The 16,169-nt window shown below is 41.0% G+C and carries 16 protein-coding genes and 3 riboswitches; of the genes, 15 read left to right on the top strand and 1 reads right to left on the bottom strand.

All coding sequences use genetic code 11. The features are described from left to right. Window positions 1-72: 72 nt before the first annotated feature. The 11 genes from lctO to thiE (FJR77_RS02425) all read left to right on the top strand — a co-directional run bounded on the left by lctO (window position 73) and on the right by thiE (FJR77_RS02425) (window position 9,695). Window positions 73-1,209, top strand: coding sequence for an L-lactate oxidase (gene lctO, locus FJR77_RS02480; protein WP_140833144.1), 1,137 nt, complete (start codon window positions 73-75; stop codon window positions 1,207-1,209). 148 nt (window positions 1,210-1,357) lie between these two features. After that, window positions 1,358-1,446: riboswitch (TPP riboswitch) on the top strand. 213 nt (window positions 1,447-1,659) lie between these two features. Continuing rightward, window positions 1,660-2,328: a TenA family protein gene (locus FJR77_RS02475; protein WP_140833146.1), complete on the top strand. Its 669-nt coding sequence runs from the start codon at window positions 1,660-1,662 to the stop codon at window positions 2,326-2,328. A gap of 234 nt (window positions 2,329-2,562) precedes the next feature. Beyond that, the gene (gene thiM, locus FJR77_RS02465; RefSeq protein ID WP_140833148.1) at window positions 2,563-3,345 is read left to right on the top strand and encodes a hydroxyethylthiazole kinase; all 783 of its coding nucleotides are present in this window, start codon (window positions 2,563-2,565) and stop codon (window positions 3,343-3,345) included. Between the two features lies 1 nt (window position 3,346). Continuing rightward, the gene (gene thiE, locus FJR77_RS02460; protein WP_140833150.1) at window positions 3,347-3,976 is read left to right on the top strand and encodes a thiamine phosphate synthase; all 630 of its coding nucleotides are present in this window, start codon (window positions 3,347-3,349) and stop codon (window positions 3,974-3,976) included. 213 nt (window positions 3,977-4,189) lie between these two features. Continuing rightward, window positions 4,190-4,278, top strand: a riboswitch (TPP riboswitch). Between the two features lie 158 nt (window positions 4,279-4,436). Beyond that, window positions 4,437-4,997: an ECF transporter S component gene (locus FJR77_RS02455; protein ID WP_000915276.1), complete on the top strand. Its 561-nt coding sequence runs from the start codon at window positions 4,437-4,439 to the stop codon at window positions 4,995-4,997. Next, on the top strand, window positions 4,998-6,383 hold the full coding sequence (locus FJR77_RS02450; RefSeq protein WP_140833152.1) for an ATP-binding cassette domain-containing protein: 1,386 nt from the start codon (window positions 4,998-5,000) through the stop codon (window positions 6,381-6,383). It begins immediately after the preceding gene. A 1-nt stretch (window position 6,384) separates the two neighbouring features. Further along, on the top strand, window positions 6,385-7,035 hold the full coding sequence (locus tag FJR77_RS02445) for an energy-coupling factor transporter transmembrane component T (RefSeq protein WP_140833154.1): 651 nt from the start codon (window positions 6,385-6,387) through the stop codon (window positions 7,033-7,035). Window positions 7,036-7,045: 10 nt separating this feature from the next. Next, on the top strand, window positions 7,046-7,735 hold the full coding sequence (tenA, locus tag FJR77_RS02440; protein WP_140833156.1) for a thiaminase II: 690 nt from the start codon (window positions 7,046-7,048) through the stop codon (window positions 7,733-7,735). A gap of 7 nt (window positions 7,736-7,742) precedes the next feature. Further along, window positions 7,743-8,267 (top strand): energy coupling factor transporter S component ThiW, encoded by a 525-nt coding sequence (thiW, locus tag FJR77_RS02435; protein ID WP_140833159.1) that lies wholly within the window; start codon window positions 7,743-7,745, stop codon window positions 8,265-8,267. Then, the gene (locus FJR77_RS02430; RefSeq protein ID WP_140833161.1) at window positions 8,267-9,070 is read left to right on the top strand and encodes a hydroxyethylthiazole kinase; all 804 of its coding nucleotides are present in this window, start codon (window positions 8,267-8,269) and stop codon (window positions 9,068-9,070) included. Before thiW ends, FJR77_RS02430 begins: the two co-directional genes overlap by 1 nt. Then, entirely contained in the window at window positions 9,063-9,695 is a 633-nt protein-coding gene (gene thiE, locus FJR77_RS02425; protein WP_140833163.1) for a thiamine phosphate synthase, read from the top strand. Before FJR77_RS02430 ends, thiE (FJR77_RS02425) begins: the two co-directional genes overlap by 8 nt. 148 nt (window positions 9,696-9,843) lie before the next feature. Here the strand turns inward: thiE (FJR77_RS02425) and thiD are convergent, their stop codons facing one another. Beyond that, window positions 9,844-10,635, bottom strand: a complete 792-nt coding sequence (gene thiD / locus FJR77_RS02420) for a bifunctional hydroxymethylpyrimidine kinase/phosphomethylpyrimidine kinase (protein ID WP_140833165.1) — start codon at window positions 10,633-10,635, stop codon at window positions 9,844-9,846. An 83-nt stretch (window positions 10,636-10,718) separates the two neighbouring features. After that, window positions 10,719-10,816: riboswitch (TPP riboswitch) on the bottom strand. Window positions 10,817-11,000: 184 nt separating this feature from the next. Between thiD and FJR77_RS02415 the strand changes: the two genes are divergently transcribed. From FJR77_RS02415 to spxB, 4 genes are all read left to right on the top strand, one after another. Then, window positions 11,001-11,396, top strand: a complete 396-nt coding sequence (locus tag FJR77_RS02415; RefSeq protein WP_140833167.1) for a CopY/TcrY family copper transport repressor — start codon at window positions 11,001-11,003, stop codon at window positions 11,394-11,396. Between the two features lie 10 nt (window positions 11,397-11,406). Then, complete coding sequence (locus FJR77_RS02410; RefSeq protein ID WP_024057754.1) at window positions 11,407-11,778, top strand: cupredoxin domain-containing protein; 372 nt, start codon at window positions 11,407-11,409, stop codon at window positions 11,776-11,778. Window positions 11,779-11,787: 9 nt separating this feature from the next. After that, window positions 11,788-14,031, top strand: a complete 2,244-nt coding sequence (locus FJR77_RS02405) for a heavy metal translocating P-type ATPase (protein ID WP_140833169.1) — start codon at window positions 11,788-11,790, stop codon at window positions 14,029-14,031. 322 nt (window positions 14,032-14,353) lie between these two features. Then, window positions 14,354-16,129 carry a pyruvate oxidase gene (gene spxB / locus FJR77_RS02400; RefSeq protein ID WP_061759194.1) on the top strand — a complete coding sequence of 592 codons (1,776 nt, stop codon included), beginning with the start codon at window positions 14,354-14,356 and terminating at the stop codon, window positions 16,127-16,129. Window positions 16,130-16,169 lie beyond the last annotated feature (40 nt).

Genomic DNA, 16,169 nt, shown 5'->3' with positions numbered 1-16,169 from the left:
AATTTTGAAAAAAGAGTTAAAATATCTTTGTAATATACAAAGTAAACGCTTACTTATTAAGGAGGGCATTTTATGTCATACAAAACAAGCAATGCAGAAGGTCCTGTAGATTTCATCAATACCTATGATTTGGAGCCAATGGCGCAACAAGTTATTCCTAAAGCAGCATTTGGCTATATCGCTAGTGGAGCAGAAGATACTTTCACTTTAAGAGAGAATATCCGCGCCTTTAACCACAAACTCATCGTTCCGCATACGCTTTGTGGTGTTGAAAATCCAAGTACAGAGATTGAATTTGCAGGTGAAAAATTGTCTTCACCAATCATTATGGCGCCTGTTGCGGCCCATAAATTGGCAAACGAACAGGGTGAAGTGGCGACTGCGCGTGGTGTGCATGAGTTCGGTTCGCTTTATACAACTAGCTCTTACTCTACTGTAGATCTTCCAGAAATTACAGAAGCCCTTCAAGGGACACCTCACTGGTTCCAATTTTACTTTAGTAAAGATGATGGAATTAACCGCCATATCATGGACCGTGTGAAGGCTGAAGGGTATAAAGCGATTGTCTTGACGGCAGATGCGACTGTAGGAGGCAATCGTGAGGTGGACAAGCGTAATGGTTTTGTCTTCCCAGTTGGTATGCCGATTGTTGAGGAATATCTGCCAGAAGGTGCTGGAAAATCAATGGACTTTGTTTACAAATCAGCTAAACAACGCTTGTCTCCACGTGATGTAGAATTTATCGCTGAATACTCAGGACTTCCTGTGTATGTCAAAGGACCACAATGCCGTGAGGACGTTGAACGTTCGCTTGCTGCGGGAGCTTCTGGTATCTGGGTAACCAACCACGGTGGTCGCCAAATCGACGGTGGACCAGCTGCCTTTGACTCACTTCAAGAAGTAGCAGAAGCAGTTGACAAACGTGTACCAATCGTCTTTGACTCTGGTGTTCGTCGTGGTCAACACGTCTTTAAAGCCTTGGCCTCAGGAGCAGACTTGGTAGCTATTGGTCGCCCTGTTATCTATGGCTTGGCTCTCGGTGGTAGTGTCGGTGTACGTCAAGTCTTTGAACACTTGAATGCAGAATTGAAGACAGTCATGCAATTGTCTGGAACTCAGACCATTGAAGATGTCAAACATTTCAAACTCCGTCACAACCCATATAACCCAACCTTCCCAGTTGACCCTCGTGACTTAAAATTGTATTAATAAAACAGCTTGCCTCCACTGAATGTGGAGGTTTTTCTTCGTCTATAGGAAGAATAAATCGCTATTTAAAACTATATAAATATATTTTTCAGTCAAATATCTTGCTAGGGCTTTCATTTTTTGCTATACTGGTGCAGTAATTAAATAATAAAGACATTTGGGGTGCTTTAGGCTGAGATGATACCCATTGAACCTGATACAGTTAAGACTGGCGAAGGGAAATGTGAAATGTTTTTTCGTATGTCGAAATGAACGGTCTAATCTTGTAAGCTAAACTCCAGTTCCTATATGTAATTGGAGTTTTTTGTTCATTAATAGCTGACAGCTTTGAGGCCAAGCGTTTAGGTAGCTCTTCTTGAAGCCCTTGATTTTCTTTAAAAAAGTCAAGTAAAACTAGGATTTTCTTGGTGTTTTGTTGATTACGAACGAGTAAAGAGAGGAAAAATAAATATGGAAACACAAGACTATGCATTTGAGCCAGGTTTGACTGTCGGAGAATTATTAAAAAGCAGTCAGAAGGATTGGCAGGCTGCAATCAATCACCGTTTTGTTCAGGAACTTTTTGCGGGGACAATTGAGAATAAGGTCTTAAAAGACTACCTAATTCAAGATTATCACTTCTTTGATGCTTTCTTATCCATGCTGGGCGCCTGTGTAGCCCACGCAGACCAGCTTGAATCCAAGCTTCGTTTTGCCAAGCAACTAGGCTTTCTTGAAGCAGACGAAGATGGTTATTTCCAAAAGGCTTTCAAAGAGTTAAAAGTATCTGAGAATGACTATCTAGAAGCGGACTTGCACCCTGTAACAAAAGCCTTTCAGGATCTTATGTATTCGGCAGTGGCTTCATCAGACTATGCTCATCTTTTGGTCATGTTGGTCATTGCAGAAGGTCTCTATTTAGACTGGGGTTCTAAAGATTTGGCTCTACCTGAATCCTATATTCATTCGGAATGGATCAATCTCCACAGAGGTTCTTTCTTTACAGAGTGGGTTCAATTTCTGGTTGATGAACTCAATCGTGTCGGAAAAGATCGAGAAGATTTGACAGAACTTCAGGAACGCTGGAATCAAGCGGTTGGTTTGGAATTAGCCTTTTTTGATATTGGCTATGACGCCTAGAGAAAGTTTAGGATATTTACAAATTTGATGAGGTAATTCTCTTCGAAAATCAAATTCAAACCACGTCAGCTTCACCTTGCCGTACTCAAGTACAGCCTGCGGCTAGCTTCCTAGTTTGCTCTTTGATTTTCATTGAGCATAAATCATTCAATGTAACTGAAAAATTTCTTAACGAAAGATAGAGATAAATCGAAATCAGTAGATCGTATAAAGTGAAAAAGGAAGGATTTCAATATGACAAGTTTAAAATTATTAAAAGAAAAAACACCTTTGGTCATTTGCATAACCAATGATGTAGTAAAAAATTTCACAGCAAATGGATTAGTAGCACTGGGTGCATCACCAGCCATGAGTGAGTTTCCTGCAGATTTAGAGGATTTGTTAAAGTATGCTGGTGGTTTATTAATAAACATAGGAACATTGACAGATGAAAATTGGAAATTATACCAAGCTGCTCTGAAAATTGCAGAGAAATATAATGTCCCAGCAGTTTTAGATCCTGTAGCTTGTGGAGCAGGATCTTATAGAAAAAAAGTATCCGAAGATTTAATAAATAATTACAAGCTCGCAGCGATTAGGGGAAATGCTGGCGAGATTGCCTCTTTAGTAGGAATAAATGTGGCATCTAAAGGAGTAGATAGTGCAGGTGTAGATAATATTGACGAAATTGCTCTAGCAGCAAATGAGAAGTTCAATATTCCTATAATAGTAACAGGTGAAGTGGATGCTATTGCGGTAAATGGAGAAGTGGTAACGATTCATAATGGTAGTGCCATGATGCCAAAAGTTATTGGGACAGGATGCTTATTAGGTGCTGTAGTAGCAAGCTTTATCGGACTTGAAAAAGGTCAAGAATTGAAATCACTAGAAACAGCAATGTTGGTTTACAATATCGCTGGAGAAATGGCAGAAAAACGTCCAAATGGACATCTTCCTGGAACATTTAAAGTTGAATTTATAAATGCTTTATATGAGATTACAGATGAAGATGTAAAGGAATTCAAAAGAGTGAAGTAAGATGTTTCATAAAGAATTACTAAAACTATATTTTATTTGTGGAACGACTACTTGCAAAGGAAAAGATTTATATACAGTCGTTGAGGAAGCTTTAAAAGGTGGTATAACCTTATTTCAATTCCGTGAAAAAGGTGAGGGAGCCCTGGAAGGTAAAGAAAAAGTGAAATTAGCAATTAAACTACAGGATCTTTGTAAAAAATACAATGTGCCGTTTATTGTTAATGATGATATAGATTTGGCAATGGAAATTGACGCTGATGGCGTACATGTAGGTCAAGACGATCTTGGAGTTGATGAAATTAGAAAATTGATGCCAGATAAAATAATTGGTCTTTCTATAAAAAACGAGGAAGAATTTCAACAATCAAAAGTTGAATATGTAGATTATGTTGGTGTTGGTCCTGTATTTGATACCCAGTCAAAGGATGATGCTGGTGGTGCTATAGGTTATGAAGGTCTTAAATTAATGAGAAAACTATTGCCACAAATGCCCTTAGTTGCAATTGGTGGGATACAGACGCAACATATTAAAGACATTATGAAGACCAATATGGATGGTGTTTCAATCATTTCAGCAATATCGTATTCAAAAAATATAGAAAAAACTGTTCGGGAAATGAGTGAACAATAGCTATCAATTTTTCCTTGTATTCTGATGGAGTAGGATTTTCTTTTTTCTAAAAAGCTATGCCCAGATTTAGCTCAAATGGCTAATCTATCAAACAAGACATTTGTTTTTTGCAAACGAAAGACTTACTATCTTTGTGAGTGCAAGGCTGTATTTCCAGTTCAATTTCTTGAACTAGAATAAATCATTTGTTAAAATAATTATATAATTAAATAATAAAGACATTTGGGGTGCTTTAGGCTGAGATGATACCCATTGAACCTGATACAGTTAAGACTGTCGAAGGGAAATGTGAAACGTTTTTTTCGTATGTCGAAATGAACGGTCTAATCTTGTAAGCTGAACTCTAATTCTTGATTGTAATTAGAGTTTTTTTCTTTTACGAAACTGGATGAAGGTGATACAAAGCATTTAGGTAGGTCTCCTTGAATGCCCCACTTTTCTTTAAAAAAAGGAGTTTTTTATGTTGAAAAAATGGCAATTAAAAGATGTTATCTTACTTGCTTTCTTGTCTATCTTTTTTGGTGGCGTTTTTGTGGGTTCAGGTTATCTGTTTGATATCCTCACTCTGATTTTAGCCCCTCTTGGCTTGCAGGCCTTTGCCAATGAAATCCTCTTTGGTCTCTGGTGTATGGCTGCGCCTATTGCGGCCATCTTTGTTCCAAGAGTAGGAAGTGCAACGATTGGTGAAGTGCTAGCTGCGCTTGCTGAAGTCCTTTATGGTAGCCAATTCGGTCTAGGTGCCCTTTTGTCTGGCTTGGTTCAAGGTTTGGGAAGTGAACTTGGTTTTATCGTAACCAAGAATCGCTATGAAAGTTGGCTCTCTCTAACTGCCAATAGTATTGGGATTACGCTTGTTAGCTTTGTCTATGAATACATTAAATTAGGTTACTACGCCTTTTCAGTGCCTTTTGTACTTTCCTTGCTAGTGGTACGTTTTATTTCCGTCTTTTTCTTCTGTACTATCTTGGTTCGTGCTATTGTCAAACTCTATCATCAGTTTGCAACTGGAGGAAAAGCATAGATGGGGCTGGAATTACGGGAGATTCAGTCCCCAATTTTTTCAGAACCGATTGATTTTACTTTTCATGCGCAAGCCTTTACCTTGTTAGTTGGGAGTAGTGGATCTGGAAAATCTAGTCTCTTTCAAATGATTGCCCAAGTCAGTTCTCTTCCCTATAGCGGTCAAGTCCTGATAAATGGGAGCGAGGTCAGTCAGCTTTCTATCATCGAACGTGTCCAGACGGTTGGTATTCTATTTCAAAATCCCAATCATCAATTTACCATGGAGAACTTGTTTGAGGAGCTGGTTTTTACCCTAGAGAATATCGGCCATCCCGTTCAGGAAATTGATTCAAAAATAGCAGAGGTAGTCCAGCAATGTCGCTGCAAGGCAATCTTGCACCGTCCCATTCATCACTTATCAGGTGGGGAAAAGCAAAAGGCTGCACTGGCAGTTCTCTTTGCTATGAATCCTAGGGTCTATCTCTTGGATGAGCCCTTCGCTTCCATTGACCGCAAGAGCAGGATAGAGATCTTGGAGATTCTAAAAGAATTGGCCTCTAATGGTAAGACAGTTATTTTGTGTGACCATGATTTAACAGACTATGAATCCTATATAGACCGTATGGTGGAGCTAAGAGATGGACAACTAAGGGAAGTGTTTCAAATCCCTACCTCTGAGATGACACAGGTTGCTTCAAAGGAAGTTGCTTCTAGCCCAAAACTATTCCATATGGAGCGTGTGACTTGTGAGCTGGATAAGCGTCCCCTCTTTTCAATTGCGGATTTTACATTCTATCAAGGAATTTCCTGTATCTTGGGTGACAATGGTGTCGGGAAATCAACCCTCTTTCGCTCCATTCTTCAATTTCAAAAGTATAAGGGGCGCATTACTTGGAAGGGTTCGGTTCTAAAAAAGAAAAAGAGTTTGTATCATGACCTGACGGGTGTTGTTCAGGAAGCTGAGAAACAGTTTATCAGAGTTAGTCTGCGAGAGGAACTTCAATTAGACGGACCTGATTCTGAAAGAAATCAGCGTATTCTCCAAGCTTTACGGTATTTTGATCTGGAGCGGGTGCTTGATAAGAGTCCCTATCAATTAAGTGGTGGTCAGCAAAAGATTCTTCAGCTCTTGACCATCTTGACCAGCAAGGCTTCTGTGATTTTACTAGATGAACCTTTTGCAGGTTTGGATGATAGAGCTTGCCATTATTTTTGTCAGTGGATTGTGGAGGACAGAAATCAAGGAAGAAGTTTTCTGATCATTAGCCATCGTTTAGATCCTTTGATCTCTGTGGTTGATTATTGGATTGAGATGACTAGTCAGGGGCTCAGTCATGTGAAAGAAGTGACAATTACCCAACTACTCACATCTCAGAGTAGCAATACCCAAGGGGAGGTGAAGTAGTATGGTCAAAGTAGCAACCCAGACACCGATTATCGGTCTCTTCTTGCTGATTTTATCCTTGGAAACATCTTTCATTCCTTCGATTCCTCTTAATCTCTCGGTAGTTGCATTTTGTATTCTCTTTATGCTCTATTACCGTCGATTTAAGATGTTGGCTTGGATGATTCTACTCGCCATTTTGCCATCTTTGGCCAACTACTGGGCAGTTCAGTTACATGGAGATGCTTCGCAGGCAGTTATGCTTGGAACGAGGGCCTTTGTGACAGTTTGTATAGGCCTTGTCTTTGTTTCCTCTATTTCCCTAAAAGAGCTTCTCTTGTACTTGACTCAAAAGGGGCTATCACGTTCTTGGGCCTATGCCTTGATTGTGGTATTCAATTCCTTCCCCCTCATTCAGCAAGAAATTAAGTCTCTCAAAGAAGCTTGCCTATTACGTGGTCAAGAACTGCATTTTTGGTCGCCCTTGATTTACAGCAAGGTTTTGATGACGGTCTTTAGATGGCGCCATCTTTACCTGAGAGCTCTATCTGCGCACGGATATGACGAACATGCACAGTTGAAGAATAGCTATAGGACTTTTAATATTCCTAAAAAAACAACATTAATCTACCTGCTTTTCTTTTTATTGCTTCAGACCAGTCTATTTTTATAAAGGAGTTATTATGGAATTTACAGATATTGCGATGGAATTATCCAAGGAAGCTTGGCAGACTTCTTTTCATCATCCCTTTATTTTACAATTACAAGAGGGAGATTTAGACCCTGCGATTTTCCGCTATTACCTGATTCAGGATGCTTACTATCTGAAGGCCTTCTCAGAAATCTATCACCTTTTGGCTGATAAGACTTCGAATCAAGAGATGAAAAGACTCTTGAAACAAAATGCTCAGAGTCTAGTGGAGGGTGAGTTATTTATCCGCCAACAATTTTTCAAGGAATTGGAAATCAGTGATCAGGAAATGGAGCAACATCCAATCGCTCCCGCCTGCTATCATTACATTTCTCACATTTATCGGCAATTTGCAGAGCCAAATTTGAGCATTGCCTTTGCAAGTTTGCTGCCTTGTCCTTGGTTATACCATGATATAGGCAAATCACTTAATCTTAAACCATCACCAAATCCTCTCTACCAACAATGGATTGAAACCTATATTACGGATGAGTTGGAGCAGCAGATCAGAGAGGAGGGAGCATTGGTCAATCAACTCTATCGAGAAAGTGACGAGACAGACAAGAAAAAAATGCTAGAAGCCTTCCGCATTAGTGTTCATATGGAAGCCAAGTTTTGGGAAATGGCTTACCAACATCAGACATGGAAGAGCGATTTACAGTCTTTAGAAAAAGGGGAATAATAGAAACATGAGAAAGCACCAATTACAGGTTCACAAATTAACCATTTTATCCATGATGATTGCCCTTGATGTAGTCCTTACGCCTATCTTTCGAATTGAGGGAATGGCACCGATGTCCAGTGTAGTCAATATTCTAGCAGGAATCATGATGGGACCTGTTTATGCCTTGGCTATGGCTACAGTGACAGCCTTTATTCGTATGACGACTCAAGGAATTCCGCCTTTAGCTCTCACAGGAGCGACTTTTGGAGCCCTCCTTGCAGGACTCTTTTATAAGTACGGTCGAAAATTTTACTTTTCTGCCTTGGGAGAAATTTTGGGAACAGGTGTTATTGGTTCTATTGTTTCCTATCCTGTTATGGTACTCTTTACAGGATCAGCTGCTAAGCTTAGCTGGTTTATCTACACGCCTCGATTTTTCGGAGCAACCTTGATTGGTACAGCGATTTCCTTTATTGCCTTTCGATTTTTAATCAAGCAGGAATTCTTTAAAAAAGTGCAGGGATATTTCTTTGCTGAAGGGATAGACTGATGCTGGAATTATCAAATCCTTTTCCTCTGGGAACGACTTCCCTCATTCACTGCATTACCAATGAGATTTCCTGTGAAATGCTAGCAAATGGGATTTTGGCTCTAGGATGCAAACCAGTTATGGCAGATGATCCCCGTGAGGTTCTTGATTTTACTAAGCAAAGCCAGGCACTTTTCATCAATTTGGGGCATTTGTCTGCTGAGAAGGAAAAAGCAATCCGTATGGCAGCTTCGTATGCAAACCAATCTTCTCTCCCGATGGTAGTAGATGCGGTTGGCGTAACAGCGTCGCCCATTCGTAAGAGCTTAGTTAAAGACCTTTTAGACTATAGACCTACGATCCTTAAAGGAAACATGTCGGAAATTCGAAGTCTTGTCGGCTTAAAACACCACGGCGTTGGGGTCGATGCGAGTGCTAAAGATCAAGAAACTGAGGATTTACTTCAAGTCTTGAAAGACTGGTGTCAGACCTATCCAGGTATATCATTCTTAGTCACAGGCCCCAAGGATCTCATCGTTTCAGAGAATCAGGTTGCTGTACTGGGAAATGGATGTGCAGAATTAGACTGGATAACAGGGACAGGAGACTTGGTTGGAGCTTTAACAGCTGTTTTTCTCAGCCAAGGAAAGACTGGATTTGAAGCTTCCTGCTTAGCGGTCTCTTATCTCAATATCTCTGCTGAGAGAATAGTTGTCCAAGGAATGGGATTGGAAGAATTTCGCTACCAAGTGCTCAATCAGCTTTCGCTCCTCAAAAGAGATGAAAACTGGCTAGATGCCATCAAAGGAGAGGTTTATGAATAGAGAGGTACTTAGACTGTATCTGGTAACCAATCGCTACCAAGATTCCTTGGAAAGTTTTCTTGAAAAGGTTGAGACGGCCTGCCGTGCAGGTGTCACCCTAGTCCAATTACGAGAAAAAACTCTCACAACTAATCAATATTATCAACTGGCAAAAGAAGTCAAGGAAATAACAGATGCCTACAATATACCCTTGATCATCGATGATCGTTTGGATGTCTGTCTTGCAGTTGATGCTGCAGGTCTGCATATCGGAGACGATGAACTACCCGTTTCGGTTGCCAGACAAGTCTTGGGACCTGAAAAAATCGTCGGTGTCACAGCTAAAACGGTAAAAAGAGCCCTCGAGGCAGAAGAAGGGGGAGCAGATTACTTGGGGACAGGAGCCATTTTTCCGACAACCACCAAGGAAAATGCACCCATCACCTTGATTTCAACCTTGAAAACAATTTGCCAAAGGGTCGCCATTCCAGTAGTTGCTATCGGAGGCTTGACGTCAGAGAACATTGACCAGCTTGTTGGCACTGGCATAGCTGGAGTAGCAGTCGTACGTGATTTGATGCAGGCAGAAGATATTGAGGCAAAAACGCAAGACTTTTTGACAAAGTTGGATGATATTATTTTCTAATGAATACTCAATGAAAATCAAAGAGCAAACTAGGAAGCTAGTCGCAGCTTGCTCAAAACACAACTTTGAGATTGCAGATAAAACTGACGTAGTTTGAAGAAGTATAAAAACTCTCTAATTCCCTTAAAGTGGGAACTAGAGAGTTTTTTTAATCTTTAAAGCTTGTATGGTTGACTGGGCCAGAACCATGACCGAGTTGAGGGGCGTCTTGGATGGCTTTCGTGATAAAGGCCTTGGCTTTATCGACTGCTTGATAGAGGGTTTTCCCCTTGGCTAGTTCAGCCGTAATCACTGCAGCAAAGGTACATCCAGTACCATGGGTGTGACAGGTTTGAATTCGTGGGCTTTCCCAGACAAATTGCTCATCCTTGGTAAAGAGGAAATCCTTGGCACCGCCTTCGAGATGTCCACCTTTGATGACCACAGACTGAGGACCAAATTCTTTTAAAATCAGGCGACCAGCACGCTGCATGTCTTCGGGATCATGGATTGAAAAACCAACAATTTCTTCTGCCTCAGGAAGATTGGGTGTGATAATGCTTGCAAGGGGAAGCAGGTTTGTTTTTAGGTAGGTTCTGGCACTAGTATCAATCAGGGTGTCACCACTCGTAGCGACCATAACAGGGTCAAGGACGTAGGGACAATCCAGCTTTTTAAGATAGGGCTGGATGATTTCCATAATTTCAGTAGTTGCCAACATCCCAGTTTTTACAGCCTGAGGCTTGATATCTGAAAAGACACTGTCCAATTGGGCTTTCAACATTTGAGGAGAAACGTGCTCGATTAGCTGAACGCCTCTGGTATTTTGAGCGACAAGACTGGTCACAACGGCCATTCCATAGACATTTCTAGCTTGGAACGACTTTAAATCAGCCATAATACCAGCACCACCGCTAGGGTCAGTACCAGCAATGGTCAAAGCAACGGGTAAATAAGTCATCTAAAACCTCCCAACCAACTGAAGTTTGTATTCTTAAGAATAAGCTGGTCTGTTTTAGAAAGGCAATAGAAGACTGCTAGTCCCCATTATCATTTCCACTTCCATCAGCTAGCATGACCTAGATTGAGTCAAAGGGTCTAACAGTTGTTAATCTCAGCTTTACGCACCCCTAGTGGTTGTTTTCTTTTTTCTTTAGTATAGCATATTTTTATAGTTTATATAGTAAGATTTGACTGAAAATTGTTTTTCAAATGATTAAAATTCTATTTTTCAAAGAAAAGATTAATTTAATAGTTGACAAATGTAGATTTTAGAAGTATACTAATAACTGTAATTGACAAATGTAGATTTTAGGAGGTGTGATTATGCAGATTTCAGATGCAGAATGGCAGGTCATGAAGATTATTTGGATGCAAGGAAAGCAGACCAGTACGGATTTGATCAGGGTTCTGGCGGAGCGGTTCGACTGGTCCAAGTCAACCATTCAAACTCTTTTGGCTCGTTTGGTTGAGAAAGAGTGTCTGACAAGGAAAAAAGAAGGCAAGTTCTTTGTCTATTCAGCCCTTTTAACTTTGGAGCAAAGTCGGGATTTACTTGTCCAAGATATCAAGGACAAGGTTTGTTCTCGTAGGATTAAGAACTTGTTGGCTGATTTGATTGCTGAATGTGATTTTACTCAGGCTGATTTGGAAGACTTGGAAGCTGTGATTTCTGAGAAGAAATCAAGCGCTGTAACAGAAGTGAAATGTAATTGTATGTAAAGGAGACGTCATGTTGAATATTATTGTAACCATTATTTGTATTGCCCTTATCGCGTTTATCTTGTTTTGGTTTTTCAAAAAGCCTGAAAAATCTGGACAAAAGGCCCAGCAAAAAAAGGGCTACCAAGAGATTCGAGTGGAAGTCATGGGAGGCTATACGCCTGAGTTGATTATCCTCAAAAAATCAGTGCCAGCCCGCATTGTCTTTGACCGTAAAGACCCTTCACCCTGTCTGGATCAAATTGTTTTTCCAGACTTTGGTGTTCATGCGGACCTGCCAATGGGGGAAGAGTATGTAGTGGAAATCACGCCTGAGCAGGCTGGAGAGTATGGTTTCTCTTGTGGCATGAATATGATGCACGGCAAGATGATTGTAGAATAGGAGAATGATATGACTGAAATTGTAAAAGCAAGTCTTGAAAATGGTGTTCAAAAAATCCGTATCACGGCAGACAAAGGCTACCATCCAGCCCACATTCAACTGCAAAAAGGAGTTCCTGCTGAGATCACCTTTCACCGTGTGACACCTTCAAACTGTTATAAGGAAATTCTATTTGAAGAAGAAGGCATCTTGGAACCAATCGGCGTAGATGAGGAGAAAGTCATTCGATTTACACCTCAAGAATTAGGTCAACATGAATTTTCTTGTGGCATGAAGATGCAAAAGGGGAGTTATACCGTAGTTGAGAAGACTCGAAAATCTCTATCACTTTTACAGCGTTTTTGGATTACTAGTATCTTTACTGTGCCTCTTGTGATTCTCATGATTGGGATGTCGACAGGAGGAATTAGTCACCAAGTTATGCGTTGGGGAACCTTTTTAGCCACAACACCGATTATGCTAGTAGCAGGTGGTCCTTATATCCAAAGTGCTTGGGCTAGTTTTAAAAAGCACAATGCCAACATGGATACCTTGGTTGCTCTGGGAACCCTAGTGGCCTATTTCTATAGCTTAGTTGCCCTCTTCGCTGGTCTCCCCGTTTACTTTGAAAGTGCTGCATTTATCTTCTTCTTCGTTCTTCTGGGAGCTGTTTTTGAGGAGAAAATGCGGAAAAATACTTCCCAAGCTGTGGAGAAATTGCTGGACTTGCAGGCTAAAACAGCAGAAGTCTTGCGTGAGGATCGCTATGTTCAAGTTCCTTTGGAACAAGTCAAGGTAGGTGACCTGATTCGAGTGCGTCCCGGTGAAAAGATTGCTGTTGATGGTGTCGTAGTAGAAGGTATCTCTAGTATTGATGAGTCTATGGTGACAGGTGAGAGTCTGCCTGTGGACAAGACAGTTGGAGATACCGTCATTGGTTCAACCATCAATAATAGTGGAACACTTGTTTTTAGAGCAGAAAAAGTTGGTTCAGAGACTGTTTTGGCTCAGATTGTGGATTTTGTGAAGAAAGCTCAGACAAGTCGTGCTCCGATTCAGGACTTGACTGATAAAGTTTCAGGGATTTTTGTTCCAGCAGTTGTCATTTTAGGGATTGTGACCTTTTGGGTTTGGTTTGTCTTGTTGAGAGATAGTGTAGTCGTGCTTGGAGCGAGCTTTGTGTCCTCTCTTCTCTACGGAGTGGCGGTTTTGATTATCGCCTGTCCTTGTGCCTTGGGACTCGCAACACCGACAGCCCTTATGGTAGGGACAGGACGCAGTGCCAAGATGGGAGTTCTCCTCAAAAATGGAATGGTTCTACAGGAAATCCAGAAAGTCCAAACTCTTGTCTTTGATAAGACTGGAACTTTGACGGAAGGGAAACCTGTGGTAACAGATATCATCGGCGACGAAGTAGAAGTGCTTGGATTGGCAGCCTCCTTGGAAGAAGCTTCTCAACACCCACTGGCTGAAGCCGTTGTGAAACGAGCGAGTGAAGTTGGACTTGAGTTACAAACTGTTGAAAATTTCCAAGCTTTGCACGGAAAAGGTGTCTCAGGGCAAATCAATGGAAAACAAGTTCTGCTTGGAAATGCTAAAATGCTGGATGGCATGGATATTTCTAGCATTTATCAAGAAAAACTAGAAGAACTGGAAAAAGAAGCTAAGACAGTTGTGTTCTTGGCTGTAGACAATGAAATCAAAGGCTTGCTTGCTCTGCAAGATATCCCTAAGGAAAATGCCAAACTAGCCATCAGTCAGTTGAAAAAACGAGGTCTTAAAACAGTCATGCTGACAGGAGACAATGCAGGTGTGGCGCGTGCTATTGCAGATCAAATCGGAATTGAAGAGGTCATTGCAGGTGTCTTGCCAGAAGAAAAAGCTCATGAAATACATAAACTGCAACAGTCAGGAAAAGTAGCCTTTGTTGGGGATGGTATCAATGATGCTCCTGCCCTCAGCGTAGCGGATGTGGGAATTGCTATGGGAGCTGGAACAGATATCGCCATCGAGTCAGCAGATTTGGTGTTGACAACTAATAACCTCTTAGGAGTGGTTCGTGCCTTTGACATGAGTAAGAAAACCTTTAATCGAATTCTGCTCAATCTTTTCTGGGCCTTTATCTACAATGTCGTTGGAATTCCGATAGCAGCAGGAGTCTTTTCAGGTGTTGGACTGGCCCTCAACCCAGAACTGGCAGGTCTAGCCATGGCCTTTAGTTCAGTATCTGTTTTGACCAGTTCCCTTCTGTTAAACTTTAGTAAAATAGATTAAAAGCGAGCTTGCTCGCTTTTTATACTCTTCGAAAATTTCTTCAAACCACGTCAACTTTATCTGCAACCTCAAAGCTGTGCTTTGAGCAACCTGCGGCTAGTTTTCTAGTTTGCTCTTTAATTTTCATTGATTATTATAAAACAGAATCTAAAAACGTTTTCAAACTGTACTGTAATAGATAATGAGAACTTGTGAGCAGATTCTTAGTAAAGTCGAACTAAATGTGGTAAATTAGTAGAGTAAAAATTTGCTGAAACGTTTTCAAAAAAGTATACGAAACTTTTTTAGTAGATTTAAAAATATTTGAAGGAGAGTTATCATTATGACTCAAGGGAAAATTACTGCATCTGCAGCAATGCTCAACGTATTGAAAACATGGGGCGTAGACACAATCTACGGTATCCCATCAGGAACACTCAGCTCATTGATGGATGCTTTGGCTGAAGACAAAGATATCCGCTTCTTGCAAGTTCGCCACGAAGAAACAGGTGCTCTTGCAGCGGTTATGCAAGCTAAATTCGGCGGCTCAATCGGGGTTGCAGTTGGTTCAGGTGGTCCAGGTGCGACTCACTTGATTAACGGTGTTTACGATGCAGCTATGGATAACACTCCATTCCTAGCAATCCTTGGATCACGTCCAGTTAACGAACTCAACATGGATGCCTTCCAAGAATTGAACCAAAACCCAATGTACAACGGTATCGCTGTATACAACAAACGTGTAGCTTACGCTGAGCAATTACCAAAAGTAATTGACGAAGCTTGCCGTGCTGCAGTTTCTAAAAAAGGTCCAGCTGTCGTTGAAATCCCTGTAAACTTTGGTTTCCAAGAAATCGACGAAAACTCATACTATGGATCAGGTTCATACGAACGTTCATTCATCGCTCCTGCTTTGAACGAAGTTGAAATCGACAAAGCTGTTGAAATCTTGAACAATGCTGAACGTCCAGTTATCTATGCTGGTTACGGTGGTGTTAAAGCTGGTGAAGTAATCACTGAATTGTCACGTAAAATCAAAGCACCAATCATCACTACTGGTAAAAACTTCGAAGCTTTCGAATGGAACTACGAAGGTTTGACAGGTTCTGCTTACCGTGTTGGTTGGAAACCAGCCAACGAAGTGGTCTTTGAAGCAGACACAGTTCTTTTCCTTGGTTCAAACTTCCCATTTGCTGAAGTATACGAAGCATTCAAAAACACTGAAAAATTCATCCAAGTGGATATCGACCCTTACAAACTTGGTAAACGTCATGCCCTTGACGCTTCAATCCTTGGTGACGCAGGTCAAGCAGCACAAGCTATCCTTGACAAAGTGAACCCAGTTGAATCTACTCCATGGTGGCGTGCAAACGTTAAGAACAACCAAAACTGGCGTGATTACATGGACAAACTCGAAGGTAAAACTGAGGGTGAATTGCAATTGTATCAAGTTTACAATGCAATCAACAAACATGCTGATCAAGACGCTATCTACTCAATCGACGTAGGTGACACTACTCAAACATCTACTCGTCACCTTCACATGACACCTAAGAACATGTGGCGTACATCTCCACTCTTTGCGACAATGGGTATTGCCCTTCCTGGTGGTATCGCTGCTAAGAAAGACAATCCAGATCGCCAAGTATGGAACATCATGGGTGACGGTGCATTCAACATGTGCTACCCAGACGTTATCACAAACGTTCAATACGACCTTCCAGTTATCAACGTTGTCTTCTCAAATGGTAAATATGCCTTCATCAAGGACAAATACGAAGACACAAACAAACACTTGTTTGGTTGTGACTTCCCTAATGCTGACTATGCGAAAATCGCTGAAGCTCAAGGAGCTGTTGGATTTACAGTTGACCGTATCGAAGACATCGATGCAGTTGTTGCAGAAGCTGTTAAATTGAACAAAGAAGGTAAAACTGTTGTTATCGATGCTCGCATCACTCACCACCGTCCACTTCCAGTAGAAGTACTTGAATTGGATCCAAAACTTCACTCAGAAGAAGCTATCAAAGCCTTCAAGGAAAAATACGAAGCAGAAGAACTCGTACCATTCCGTCTCTTCTTGGAAGAAGAAGGTTTGCAATCACGCGCAATTAAATAATTCCTTCGTGGAACTTAAAAAGATCGGAGAAATCCGGTCT

It is taken from the genome of Streptococcus shenyangsis (assembly GCF_006385785.1).
Taxonomy (GTDB): Bacteria; Bacillota; Bacilli; order Lactobacillales; family Streptococcaceae; genus Streptococcus; species Streptococcus shenyangsis.
This window is presented reverse-complemented; position numbering and strand designations above follow the sequence as displayed.

Excerpts from the sequence above, each read along its gene's own strand:
- FJR77_RS02415 (WP_140833167.1), top strand. The coding sequence starts at position 11,001 with ATGCAGATTTCAGATGCAGAATGGCAGGTCATGAAGATTATTTGGATG.
- spxB (WP_061759194.1), top strand. The coding sequence starts at position 14,354 with ATGACTCAAGGGAAAATTACTGCATCTGCAGCAATGCTCAACGTATTG.
- tenA (WP_140833156.1), top strand. The coding sequence starts at position 7,046 with ATGGAATTTACAGATATTGCGATGGAATTATCCAAGGAAGCTTGGCAG.
- FJR77_RS02445 (WP_140833154.1), top strand. The coding sequence starts at position 6,385 with ATGGTCAAAGTAGCAACCCAGACACCGATTATCGGTCTCTTCTTGCTG.
- FJR77_RS02455 (WP_000915276.1), top strand. The coding sequence starts at position 4,437 with ATGTTGAAAAAATGGCAATTAAAAGATGTTATCTTACTTGCTTTCTTG.
- FJR77_RS02475 (WP_140833146.1), top strand. The coding sequence starts at position 1,660 with ATGGAAACACAAGACTATGCATTTGAGCCAGGTTTGACTGTCGGAGAA.
- thiM (WP_140833148.1), top strand. The coding sequence starts at position 2,563 with ATGACAAGTTTAAAATTATTAAAAGAAAAAACACCTTTGGTCATTTGC.
- thiE (WP_140833150.1), top strand. The coding sequence starts at position 3,347 with ATGTTTCATAAAGAATTACTAAAACTATATTTTATTTGTGGAACGACT.
- FJR77_RS02450 (WP_140833152.1), top strand. The coding sequence starts at position 4,998 with ATGGGGCTGGAATTACGGGAGATTCAGTCCCCAATTTTTTCAGAACCG.
- FJR77_RS02430 (WP_140833161.1), top strand. The coding sequence starts at position 8,267 with ATGCTGGAATTATCAAATCCTTTTCCTCTGGGAACGACTTCCCTCATT.
- thiE (WP_140833163.1), top strand. The coding sequence starts at position 9,063 with ATGAATAGAGAGGTACTTAGACTGTATCTGGTAACCAATCGCTACCAA.
- thiW (WP_140833159.1), top strand. The coding sequence starts at position 7,743 with ATGAGAAAGCACCAATTACAGGTTCACAAATTAACCATTTTATCCATG.
- FJR77_RS02405 (WP_140833169.1), top strand. The coding sequence starts at position 11,788 with ATGACTGAAATTGTAAAAGCAAGTCTTGAAAATGGTGTTCAAAAAATC.
- lctO (WP_140833144.1), top strand. The coding sequence starts at position 73 with ATGTCATACAAAACAAGCAATGCAGAAGGTCCTGTAGATTTCATCAAT.
- FJR77_RS02410 (WP_024057754.1), top strand. The coding sequence starts at position 11,407 with ATGTTGAATATTATTGTAACCATTATTTGTATTGCCCTTATCGCGTTT.
- thiD (WP_140833165.1), bottom strand. The coding sequence starts at position 10,635 with ATGACTTATTTACCCGTTGCTTTGACCATTGCTGGTACTGACCCTAGC.